Annotated in this window: 8 protein-coding genes; 2 read left to right on the top strand and 6 right to left on the bottom strand. The window is 55.1% G+C overall.

Annotation, left to right across the window (positions count from 1 at the left end; translation table 11 throughout):
• Positions 1 to 302 precede the first annotated feature (302 nt).
• Positions 303 to 1,286, top strand: a complete 984-nt coding sequence (locus ACN080_RS10045) for an LLM class flavin-dependent oxidoreductase (RefSeq protein ID WP_419105216.1) — start codon at positions 303 to 305, stop codon at positions 1,284 to 1,286.
• Here ACN080_RS10045 and ACN080_RS10040 read toward each other — a convergent pair.
• The 5 genes from ACN080_RS10040 to ACN080_RS10020 all read right to left on the bottom strand — a co-directional run bounded on the left by ACN080_RS10040 (position 1,283) and on the right by ACN080_RS10020 (position 9,859).
• Positions 1,283 to 1,996, bottom strand: coding sequence for a response regulator transcription factor (locus tag ACN080_RS10040; protein WP_419113701.1), 714 nt, complete (start codon positions 1,994 to 1,996; stop codon positions 1,283 to 1,285). The genes ACN080_RS10045 and ACN080_RS10040 overlap by 4 nt on opposite strands.
• A 105-nt stretch (positions 1,997 to 2,101) precedes the next feature.
• On the bottom strand, positions 2,102 to 3,469 hold the full coding sequence (locus ACN080_RS10035; RefSeq protein WP_419113700.1) for a histidine kinase: 1,368 nt from the start codon (positions 3,467 to 3,469) through the stop codon (positions 2,102 to 2,104).
• Between the two features lie 67 nt (positions 3,470 to 3,536).
• A complete protein-coding gene (locus ACN080_RS10030) occupies positions 3,537 to 4,121 on the bottom strand; it encodes a DUF421 domain-containing protein (RefSeq protein WP_419105213.1) in 585 nt (194 codons plus the stop codon).
• Positions 4,122 to 4,466: 345 nt separating this feature from the next.
• On the bottom strand, positions 4,467 to 5,810 hold the full coding sequence (locus ACN080_RS10025) for an MFS transporter (protein ID WP_419105212.1): 1,344 nt from the start codon (positions 5,808 to 5,810) through the stop codon (positions 4,467 to 4,469).
• A gap of 146 nt (positions 5,811 to 5,956) precedes the next feature.
• Entirely contained in the window at positions 5,957 to 9,859 is a 3,903-nt protein-coding gene (locus tag ACN080_RS10020; RefSeq protein ID WP_419105211.1) for a replicative DNA helicase, read from the bottom strand.
• Between the two features lie 215 nt (positions 9,860 to 10,074).
• Here ACN080_RS10020 and ACN080_RS10015 point away from each other — a divergent pair, with 215 nt between their 5' ends.
• Positions 10,075 to 11,043 carry a siderophore-interacting protein gene (locus ACN080_RS10015; RefSeq protein WP_419105210.1) on the top strand — a complete coding sequence of 323 codons (969 nt, stop codon included), beginning with the start codon at positions 10,075 to 10,077 and terminating at the stop codon, positions 11,041 to 11,043.
• A 19-nt stretch (positions 11,044 to 11,062) separates the two neighbouring features.
• Here ACN080_RS10015 and ACN080_RS10010 read toward each other — a convergent pair whose 3' ends face one another.
• Positions 11,063 to 12,229, bottom strand: a complete 1,167-nt coding sequence (locus tag ACN080_RS10010) for a glycerate kinase (protein WP_419105209.1) — start codon at positions 12,227 to 12,229, stop codon at positions 11,063 to 11,065.
• Positions 12,230 to 12,314 lie beyond the last annotated feature (85 nt).

Here is a 12,314-nt window from a genome sequence, read left to right as displayed (position 1 = left end):
ATCGAAAAAGAGGAGAGGACGGGCTCAAAGGAGCCCAAAAGGGGCTTTTCCCCACCCCCAACCTCTCTCTGCAATGATGTTTCACCTAGTCAAAAGCTATCTGTGAGGCAGGTCTATGGTATATATCTATGACCTAGTCCACCAAAATTTCCTACCGCTCTCCCCGTTTTGCCCCTCAACGGCCCTCAGCTTTACTCATTACCTGGATATTCAACTCCACTATCGGCACGGTAGGGAATACAAGCAAACCTCCGCACGTTGTAGGACCTAGACAAGAGCATCACCCTGAGCAAGGAAAACCAATGCCAGCACTCTCATTACTTGACTTCGCGCTCATCTTCCCTGGGGAAGGCCCCTCAAATAGCTTCAAAAGGTCTGTGGCCCTAGCCCAGCAGGCAGAAAAACTAGGCTACGACCGCATCTGGTACGCAGAACACCACAATATGAAGCGCATCGCTTCATCTGCTCCCGCAGTTCTTATTGCCCATGTTGGCGCCCACACCCAGAAAATTAGGCTGGGCGCGGGCGGGGTAATGCTCCCCAACCACTCCCCGCTCACCGTTGCCGAACAGTTCGGCACGCTGGCAGAAATGTACCCCGACCGCATAGACCTGGGTCTGGGACGCGCACCCGGAACCGATATGCGCACCCTCCGTGCGCTAGGCCGCGACCCACGAGATGCCGAACGGTTCCCCCAGGATGTCCAAGAACTCCAGGGCTACCTCACCGGTAAGACACTGGTCCCAGAAGTACATGCAACCCCTGGCGCAGGTACCAACGTTCCCCTCTACATCCTGGGGTCCTCACTCTTCGGTGCCTCTCTAGCGGGCTCTTTAGGTCTGCCCTACGCCTTTGCCTCACACTTTGCACCCACCCAGCTTGAACAGGCCATCAAGGTCTACCGCGATCGCTTCGCTCCCTCAGAGCAGCTCCAGGAGCCCTACGTTATTGCCGCAGCTAACGTCATTGCAGCGGACAGTATGCAAGAAGCCAAAGCCCAGCAGGTTATCGCCCACCGCCAGCGCGTCAAATCAATGATGCGCCTCGATGACCGCGATATGACCGATGAAGAACTCGACCTGCTCGTAGAATCAAGCCAGGGCCAGCAGATTCTGGATATGCTCCGCTACACCGCACTTGGCACAGCACCCGACATCAAGGACTACCTCACCCGCTTTGCCAATATGGTCCAGGCCGATGAAATTATGATCTCTAACCTCTCCCCCAGCACCGAGCAAGCCCACCGGGGCCTAGAGATACTGGCAGAAGCGATGATTAACGACTAAATGTCTAAGAAAGCGAGGACGGCCCGGACCCGCCGATTACCGGTATCAGCGGGAAGGCCAAGCTTGTCAAAAATGTTACCCACATGCTTAGCAACGGTAGCTGCCGAAATATAAAGCTCCTGCTCAATCTCTGCGTTGGAGTAACCCCGAGCCATGAGCCTCAGAATCTCTAACTCCCTGGGGGACAGGCGAGCCAGCTTCCCATCAGTCCTGGCAGGCAAAGATGCAGAAGCTGCCAGCACCCCGCCACTTTCTGGTGACACCGGTGGAGTTCCCGCACCCAAAAGGTGTTGCACCACATCGGGATCAATGACGGTGCCCCCGTTGGTCACGGTGGTGAGCGTCTGAGCGAACTCCTCAATATCACCCACCCGATCTTTGAGAACATAACCAAGCCCCGCCGCCGAACGCGCAAAAAGTTCCCGCGCATAGGCTGTCGTGATGTACTGCGATAACACCACAATTGGCAAACCAGGGTAAGCCTCACGAAGTTCCAAGGCAGCTTTCAATCCATCGGACGTGTGGGTTGGGGGCATACGCACGTCGGTAATCACGATATCGACCCCCTCACCGGTCTGTGCCGCATGGACGGCGGCCAGTAAAGACGGAGCGTCCTCAACCTCTGCAATAACGGTATGACCCATAGCGCCCAGAACCATCGCCAGCCCCTGACGGAGCAGAGCAGAATCTTCGGCAAGGATAATACGCATGAGCGGCCTTTCAACGGTGTCTCATTCCCAGGGTACAGACCCCGGCTACTTTCTACTGCCCAAGAACCGGCAGGTAAATAATCTACCCACCGGTTCTTTGCTCAATCAGGACCCTAGGCAGGCCAGCGGCAAACTGACCGTCAGCCGGGTAGGCCCACCCTGCGGCGAATCAAGCTGAGCATGTCCGCCCAGAGCCGCTGCCCGTTCTACCAGACCAGCCAGGCCGGTGCCACCATCCAGGTTAGCTCCTCCTATGCCGTCATCTTCTAGACTGAGCACAAGCAGGTTCTCAACCACCGCAACCGTTATCGAGATACGCTGTGCCTGTGCGTGCTTGAGAGTGTTCGTGACAGCCTCGGTCACCGTGTAGTAGGCGGCCCGCTCAATCTGCTGGGGTAGACGCTCCGGAGCGTCATAGGTCAGGTGAACCGGAATGAGGGTGTGGCGGGCCAGCTCTTCCAGGGCCGCTTTCAACCCGTAGTCCTCAAGCACCGGTGGGTAGATTCCCCGCACCGTATCGCGCAAGGTGTTCTGAGCGTGGGCAAGCTGAGCTCGGGCTTCGATGACGTGCTCAAACAGCCTGCTAGCCCGCTCGTCCTGGATGCTATCGGCAAGGCCCTTAGCCTCCATCTCCGCCAGACCCAGACGCAGGTTAAGATTCACCAGCTCCTGCTGAACACCATCGTGTAGGTTCCGTTCAATCCGGCGGCGCTCACTTTCAAAAGCGTCAACGATCTTGGTGCGGGAAGCTGCAAGCTGGGCAAGCTGTTTTTGTTGCTCCTCGGGGCGAGGGGAAAGAATCAGTTTGGAGAGGCTGGCACCGGCCGCCGCTAAAAGACCGTTCAGATAGGCAAAGATGATGAGGGAAACAAGAACTATAACAAGCAGGTACCACCAGTTCTGAGGGTAGATTCGGGTGACATCACTATCAGTAAATGTTCCTTGCTCACGGTTGTAGTCGTACTCACCCCAGGTGTAGACGTTGATATAGGTCCCCCGCGCAACCAAGTAAAGATAATGCCCGCTCTGTAAATAAATAGCGGCACTGATACATCCTCTGAGGATAGTTGCCTGCAAAGAGAGGACCGCTAAGGCTAGCAGTCCGCCCACAACAGTCAGGGCAAGCGAGCCAACCTCACGCCAGGTCGCTACCTCTTTTAGGCGGAAAAGTAAACCGTCAAAGAAGTTCTCACCGGGATAGCTCACATGGCCGTCTCGAATCTGGCCGTATCCGCTGACCTTCAAACGCCACCGCTCATAGAGACCAAACCCAATAGCCGCAAAAGGCAGAAGCGCAATCCCGATCACGGAAGCGATGAGGCTAAGAACCACCGTGGACATCAGACCCTGGGCCAAGAGAGTAGCCAAAGCAAGCCAAGGGCCTGCGGAAAACACGTAAAAAGGGCTAGCCATACGCCGCCACAGGCTCCTGACGGATGGTTCCTTGCGCTGAGTATGAGAAATGTTTGTCATACTTCTATTCTTGATGAACAGACAGCACTAAACAGTGGAGCAAACTCTACTCTTGATTCCAGCCCACTCACTCTGTGGTAGAGCCAGCTCTACCGGTGAGAACCTTTTCAGCGCCGATAACACCGCGTAGCAGCTTAGGGTCAATATCCTCACCTTCACGTACGATACTGAGGTGACCGGTCACCTCTAAAATGACGCACTGAACCTGATCAAACTGAGAAATACCAGCTTTACGCAGGGCTGCATAAATCTCTGCCGGCGCCAAATGCGAGCGCTTGAGGTTGCGCACCACAAACTTACCGTGGGCCATGATGACGCGTGGCTTATGGTTGAGGTGGCGGATACCGGTCACCGACTGCACTGCCCCAAAGATAATCTCTAAGAGCATGAGCGTTCCAAGGCCCACCATGCCCGAAGCAAGAGTGGGAGGGTGACCAATGATGACACGACCAGCAACAGCACCAAACATAATGATGATGACCGCATCAAAGCCGTTCCAACCACTAAGAACCCGCACCCCAAAGATGCGGACAAGCACCAAAAAGGTTAAGTAGATACCCACTGCGGATAACATCACGATAGGAATACGCCAAAGCTCAATCCCCAGATACTCATGTAAGGCGGGACCCCAGCCCTGCGGTGGTTCCAACAAGAGAGGACTCCTCCTTTTCGTCTAGCTGGCCTAACGGTAAGTGAGATGGTTATGTTTTTATGCGATACATCCAGGCACAACAATCACCACTGCCCAAGACTCTTATGCCCTACTCAACGAAAGCTTCAGCCTAGGCAGCCCGCCACAAGAATAAGAGTATTGGTTCCGAAGTAAGTCACATACATTCTCTAACATCTTCTCAGTTTTGGAGTGAACTCGCACCAAGCACAACTGGCCGGTGACCCAGAGCTAAAGATGCCCCTTGCGAATCTTCTGGTGCTATCGTACAGCTGGCTTTCGCTCAAAAGACCGGTCGCCCCAAAACCTACACCCACTTTCCTATAACTACCTGAGGTCAACAGTCCTTCTAAGCGGAACCAGTAGTAGGGGGGCAACTGCGCCTAAGGCAATAAACAACCAACCTATTTCAGCCTCAGCCCCGGATATAACAAGCTTTGACACTACAGATGCCAGCACAGCAGCGCAGACAGTCGATGCAATTGACTCACTCAGTACAGAGGCAGTGGCAAGCTCAGCGTCCTTAAGACCATCAGCACGGGGAGGCTTCTCAAATAAAGCATTCATGACATCCAGATAGATAAGCCCTATGCCTAGGCCTGTCATACCAGAACAGCAGGTCAGTATGAGAGCCGCTCCGGTTGGGAGAACCACTAAAAGGTAGCCAATACCAATCAAGCCGGCTGAAAGACAGGCAATACCGAGACTCCCCCGCCAGATAAAATACCTACCAGTTGCAGGTTTAGCGCCGGTGAACATGCCTACAACAGCCCATGCCAGCCCTGAGGACATCAAAGTAGCAGAGATCAGAGAAACCGAATCATCAAACCGCTCCGATATGGCCACAGCAATAATGGAATCTGCACCCAAGTAGATACCTGTCAGCAAGAACTTGAGGAGAACAGCGGAAGGACGGCCCCTTCTGGCAGAAAAAACACCCGCTGGTAGCAAGAGACGTGCAAAAAATAAGGCACCAGCAACACCGCAGGGAAGAGCCAACCAGATACTGTGCTGGGATCCATTAGAGAGCGAAATAGTAAGGACAGAGGTAAAGAGGGCAAGGGAAAGAAGGAGCGTTCTCCCCGCAGACTCGCCCCTGTGCTCCACAACTTGAGAATGTTCACGGAGGCTCACAGCAACCAGCGTTCGCGCCAGCAGAAGCAGCGGCAGGTAAAGAACAAGGGCCCAACGCCAACTGAGAAGCTCGGATATCAAGGCAGCATACAGGGGGCCAACAAGAGAAGAAATTACCCACATGGCAGAGTAACCAGCCAGCACCATCTGGCGCCACCGCGCTTCAAGATGCCTTACGATAGCGGCCAGCGACACTGCCCCTAACAAGCCAGCAGCTAGACCTGAAAAGATACGCCCAGTAGCAAAAACCCAGATATTGGGGGCAAGGGCGCTAGTAACCCCACCAATTACGGTAACCCAGGTGCCGGCAAGAAGTAAGGATGACGCCTTCCAGCGCCCAAGCGCCAGCGGTGCAAGTGGAATAGTCACAAATGAGGCAGCCAATGATGTGGTCGTAATCAGGCCAAAATATTGTTGAGCTTTAAGCTCGGCACCAATTTCGGGAGTCACAAGCGAGAGAACATAAATCTGAATCCCAGCGATCAGCTCAATCAGTAGTAAAGAAACCGATAAGAGCACCGTTCTAGACCGATGCATTGCTTCCCCTCCTTGATTTTGCCCCATGATCGCCTCACCCAATACCGGATCGGTCAAGCCGTCTGGAGACTGAAGTTGACCAGGGATTCTATCTCTAGCCACCAGCCGCCGGCTACCTTATGTATGGGATGCAGTTAGTCTAGCCCCTAAAAGGTTTCAGTACCGGTGTAGGAATCGTGCACCATGTTGGCAAAGCGCGAATAGTGGCCCTGGAAGGCAACCGCAATGGTCTTAGTGGGGCCGTTACGGTGCTTAGCCACAATGACGTCGGCTTCGCCAGCGCGAGTGGACTCCTTATCGTAGTAGTCCTCACGGTGAAGCAGAATGACCATATCCGCGTCCTGCTCAATCGAGTTGTGAACGGTAATGCCGTTAGCAACAAAGTTGTGATTCCCCAGGACAGTAGCGTCAAAGACCTCTTCTTGGCCGTCGTATTCAATCCCGGTCACGGTATCCCAGAACAGGTCATTAACCGCCAGCATCTCTAAATCTGCGGCATCAAGGACCGTAGCAACCTTCTCCAGGCGCGAGCCAGACGGCGCACTCTTGTCATAGGAGGAGCCGCAGTACTGTGAGCCCATAGCGGCCTGGAACTCACGGTGGCTCATGCCTTCCTCCGACAGAATCTTTCTCACGTCATCCCAAACCTGGACGGGTGCTGTATCACCATTCGTATTGGAAGAGGATCCCCCATCGGTCAGAGCAGCAAGGAGCAAGGCACAGTTCTTAGCCCGCTCCCCGTAGGAAGAGATTTCGCGTAAAAACCTCAGCTGTTCATCACGCCCAGAAATGTCCAGGCTGTACCCCTGGCGATATTCGCCCTTGATAGTGCTAGCGCGAACCCGCGAGTTAATGCCAAACCGCAGAAGAAGAAGCGATAGCTGATCCACGAGAGCACGAGAGGTCGAACCGTAGTAGATACGGCCCGCCCGGCCATTCTTATTGAGAGTTACCGAGCCATCAGTAGCCCAAAGATGCTTGATAAACAGAGCAATCTGACGTTTGGGCAGAGCAAAGACCTGCTCCGGAATAAATTTCTCCCAAGAACGCTTATCAAAGAGCCCCAGTTCATCGAGCCACGCAGCCAAGGGATTGCCTTTACCGTGGGTCAGTTTCTCCGGTGACGGTAGACGCAAAGAAGTACAGCGAGCCGCCGGGTGAGTATCACGAACACCGGTAATTCCGAACTGCTTACGGGCTGACTCAGCCACCGCATCAAGGTTTTCCGGATCGATAGAGGCGTAGCGGATAGGCTGGTGGGCAAGCGCTGAACCATCACCAATCATGTGAGCTAGCAGAATAACCTGCTCATCGGTCCACCGGGTACGAACAGACGGGCCGTTAACGTGCCGGGGTACGCCGAGCCGGTCACCTACGGATAGTTCTCCCAGCCCCTTCCAGCCGGTGTAGGTGAAGAAGGGGTGGTTGGCAGTAGCGCGGAGAGTCTTACCGGATGCAAGAGTTAGACGGTATACAGGCTTCACCCCGGTTGAGAAAACGTGGGTGAGGTGACGCTCCACAAAGCGCATATCGTCACCCAAAGACCAGACAGGGATATCCCGAGCTCCCTGCGCGAAAAGCTCAGCCATGGTTACCTCGGCACCTGTATCTGACCGTAGGATGCGAGTATCTGCCGTCAAACAACCCGACTCACGAAGGTCAGAGACCTGGGGCTTCTTGTCGGGGCGCTGCTCAGAACCACGGTTAAGCTGCGATAGGGCAATCAGGGGAACTTCAAGCTCCTTAGCCATCAGCTTGAGGGCACGCGAGAACTCTGAAACCTCTTGCTGGCGAGATTCCACTTTCTTACCGGAACTCATGAGCTGGAGGTAGTCCAGAACAATCAGTTTGAGGTCGTTCTTCTGCTTGAGACGGCGGGCCTTAGCGCGGATCTCCATAAGGGTCATGTTCGGTGAATCATCAATGAAGAGCGGCGCGGAGTCCATCTTGCCCATAGCCGTTGCAATCTTGGCCCACTGGTCATCGTCCAGTCGGCCCTTACGCAGGTCTGACAGGTTGATACCGGCCTCAGCCGACAGGATCTTCATGGCAATTTCGTTACGCCCCATTTCTAGGGAGAAGAAAACCGTGGTCATCTTGTGCTTAATAGCCGCCGAACGAGCTATATCCAAAGCGAACGTAGAGTTATGTGTCGGCACAAAAGCAGATGATGCCAGGAAAAGGTGGTCGCTGTTATCAACCTCAATGCAACGCACCGGAACAGATTCAACAGGCTCAACAGACACAATGTAACGCCAAGTACGCTTAGCCGTAGGACGGGCATCCCGTTCGCGGTGCATCTGGTTCTTGCGGGACAAGCCAAAAACGGTATCTGAGGTAGAGAAGGTCAGCTTGTACGCGGTTGAACTTTCTGGGGTACGAGCAGCCACTTTCTTGGTCCGCAGGCCGGTGCGATAGCCCAAAGAATGGACGAGTTCCTGCACATCAAGAGCAAGCTGTCTGTTGGTGACAACAAACTGAACACATCCCGCGTTGGTCACTGTCCCATCGCTGTCCAAAAGGCCCGCCAGGAGAGCCCTGCGCTGCAACTCCGATGCGCGAAGGTACGACATAGGAATGTGCTTATTATTCAAAACACCCAGAGTACGCAAACGCCCCTGCACACTCGCCCGAGAACGGTGGCAGCTCAAGCATCGCAAACCGGCAGTACACGGCCTCCCACAGTCAATGCAGGTCGCACGAGACTGTGGAGTAGCAATGAGATTTTTATGCTTACCCCCGCAGGTACGGGAGCATGTGGTGACGTTTCGGTCAGTGTGGGTGAATTCTTTCCCACAAACCTGGCAGTGTTTCGTAAACTCCCGGTTTTCTTGTGGGAGATGAACTGAATAGGTAAGGCCCTGAACCTGGCGGATGTCGTACCCATCAGCTTCAATTCCCTGGAGAACCTCATCATCTGCTGTGGTGATGCGAGCAGAAGCGGCGGCGCCGTCACCCAGCCATACCCCAAGAGTGTATGGGGCAATAGGAAGATCAGCGTCGGGCAGCTGAAGTGCACTGGCATTGGAAATGCAATGGTTAGCGCGGTTATCAGCGGTAGCGCAGCGCACCGTCTCATGAATCTCAGCGGTAGTGCGTACCTTAGCACCTGCCAGCTGCGGCTCATCTACCGCAGGTCCCCCTGCCCCTACCTTGATGCGAGCGCGACGGGAAGCCCGTGTGTGGGTAAGCCACTGGTGCTCAGCATCGGCAATAATGCGGGTTCCGTCGTCAAAGGTCACGGTATAGCAGGGACGGCCGGTCATAACTTCGGTTGCATTGATGACCTTGGTGGGGCGGCCGTCTGCACCGAGAACAAGATCACCGACCCGAATATCACCCATGGTAGTCCAACCTTCCGGGGTGGGAATCGGGGTGTCAAGCGCGAGAGCTTTACCCATAGCAGGGCGGGCCGCCACCACAACCATTTGACCAGGTTGCAAACCAGCAGTAAGTTCATCAAACTCGATGAAGCCGGTGGGAACACCGTGGATACCGCCAGCACGTGAACCGTTAGCTTCGATTTCTTCAACGGTGCTGTTCATGGCTTCGGACAGCGGGACGTAGTCTTCCCTGGTGTTATTAGCCGATACACCATAGATTTCGGCCTGGGCAGCGTTCACCAGGTCTTCCGCTTCACCATCGCCGGAGTAGCCCAGTTGAACAATCTTTGTCCCCGCCTCGACCAGGCGGCGGAGCATAGCCCGTTCTGCCACAATTTCGGCGTAGAAACCGGCGTTAGCCGCTGTGGGCACACTGGCGATAAGGCTGTGCAGGTAGGCTGCCCCACCTACCCTGTTGAGTTCGCCGCGCTTGGTGAGCTCATCGGCTACGGTAATCGCGTCTGCCGGTTCGCCGTGCCCGTAAAGGTTGATAATCGCTTCGTAAATCATCTCGTGGGCAGGCTTGTAGAAGTCTGCGCCGCCACCGATGACCTCAACAACGTCGGCAATAGCGTCCTTGGACAGCATCATGCCTCCCAGAACTGACTGTTCTGCGGTGTCGTCATGCGGCGGTGTGCGAACAAATTCAGACTGACTCTCAGACAAAGCTGCCCCTTCGGATCAAAAGATGGTGAGCTTCTATCATCTCACTTTAGGGTAGGTGTGTCCTACCCTCTTCGCTCTGAGGCTAGAGGGGTGAAGGCGGTATCTGGAAACATAGTTCACCCCGTGTGATGCAGACAACCATACAGGAGTAGCATGGTACATGAGACCAGACAGGTCTGAGAGACCGCTGTATCGCGCACCTGAAAGGACTACACGTGGGCAAAAAGAACAAAGGCAAAGAGAATGATGCCAAAGACCTCATCAAGGAACTTAGGCACCTTAGAAAGAGCCACAAGAAACTTCTCAAACGGGTGCAAAAGCTAGAAGAGTCCTTGGCTGCCTACACAGCTTCAGCCGCCCCCACTCCAGAGGTGCCGACTGAGGCAGAATCAACCGACTCGCAAAATACGAGTAAGCCAGCACAGAGCGCCTACCCTGCACCCATGAAGTCCGGCAAGTACAAGAACGGCTACGCCCCTTACAAGGTCACTGAGGTAGGCAAACTCACCCCCACCGTTATGCGCCTAGTAGCTGAACCTGCCGGTCAAGCCCGCGCTGAGTCACAGGGCCTGGTGGGTGAGTATATTCGACTTGTGACCGGTAAACAGGGTGAAGCGCTCCCCGAACCTGATCAGGCCAAAAACAAGGTGCGGTGGAACCAGCCCACCAAGAGCACTAAGTACACGGTTCGCTCCTACAAGGAAGAAACCGGGGCGCTTGAAATCAATATCGTTCTCCATGAAGCAGGAGCAGGCACTACCTGGGCGCAGGAGGCAGCGGTGGGGGACCTCATCCACCTTCTGGGCCCAAAGTCCGGCTACGAGATTAGTGACGACTACGATTTCTACCTGCTTGCGGGGGACGAAACCGGACTACCCGGCATGGCTCGGTGGATCGAGTCCATGCCCTACGATGCCCGGGGTGTAGCTTTTATCCAGGTAGCAGGCCCGGATTCACACCAGCAGATTGATGCACCCGAAAACTTTGAGCTGGTTTGGGTCGACTCCACCCTGCCCGGGGCGCTAGCTGATGCCGTTCAGTCTTACCCCCTGCCCCAGGGCGCTATCTTTACCTGGCTTGCAGGAGAGTCGGGTTCTATTCAGCCACTCAGAGCATGGGTACGGCGGGAGCTAGGGGTTCCCAAGGGCCACGGGTATTCAAAAGGCTACTGGAAAAAGAAGTAAAACAACCCAGTAAAATCGTTTATTGACCGGCTTTGATTCCCTCTGGGGGTTCAAGGTAATTACGCGCTATCAGCGCACCTAGCTCCTGCACATAGGGAGCCGGGTCAGCTAGCGACTCTGCCAGCCTTGCCTGGGTATCGGCTGTTACCGAGTAAACAGCGGTGAAACCTGCCCCCTGATATTGTTCTTGACGCAGTTCATTGATACCGCACACCGCAATGGCAGGGATACCCTTTTGGTGCGCCGCGTCAGCAACGCCAGCAGGCCCTTTCCCCTGGAGGGTCTGCTCATCAAATTTACCTTCCCCGGTGACAACAAGATCTGCGCAAGCAAGCGCATCGTAGAAGCCCGTGAACTCACAGCAGATATCCACGCCGGGGCTCACACTTGCACCAAGAACAGACATGCAGGCAAAGCCCAACCCACCAGCCGCCCCGGCCCCGGGTGCGTGCGCGAATGTTCCACGTGAAACATTAAGTGATTCTTCAACGAGGACAGCTAGCTTTTCAAGGTTTTGGTCCAGTAAGGGGACTTGCTCCGGGGTGGCTCCCTTCTGTGGCCCATAGACTGCCGCCGCACCATGAGGGCCAACAAGGGGGTTGGTAACGTCACTGGCAACAATGATGTTGAGGTCCTGCAAGCGGGCATCTAGCCCGGAGATATCCACGCCTGCTAGTTCCGCTAAGGCACCGCCGCCGGGAGCAAGTTCCCTACCTAGCCGGTCGCAGAAACTTACACCGAGCGCCTGAAGCATACCCGCTCCCCCATCAGTAGTAGCAGAGCCACCCAGGCCAACAATAGCTACCTGCGCCCCGTTCTCTACCGCATGTAGCAGCAGCTCTCCCACGCCGTAGGAGGTAGCGTGCCAGGTATCAAGCTGTTCAGAAGTCAGTGAAGCCATACCGCAAGCCTGAGCGACCTCAAGGACGGCGGTATATTCAGCTTCAGAGTAGGCGTAGCGGGCAGTAACTTTCTGACCAGAGAAGGGGCCGGTCACTTGGCACTGCACTTCGGTGTAACCTGCGGCCAGAGCGGCATCGACAGTGCCATCACCACCATCAGCAATAGGGCAATGCACCACGGAATAGTGAGGTGCTACGCTCTGTATCCCCGCGGCCAGCGCTTCGCAGAGCCGCGCACCGCTCAGGGTTCCTTTGAATTTATCAACCGCCAGTAAAACTTTCATGGGTCTATTATGTGCAGATTAAGACGCATTCGATAAGCCACAGAACTCTACACGCCCTTGAGATACACGGCCGCTTATCTATTGC

The organism is Rothia sp. CCM 9416, from assembly GCF_048513535.1.
Taxonomy (GTDB): Bacteria; Actinomycetota; Actinomycetes; order Actinomycetales; family Micrococcaceae; genus Rothia.
The sequence above is the reverse complement of the archived record's forward strand: the minus strand, read 5'-3'. Positions and strand labels throughout refer to the sequence as shown.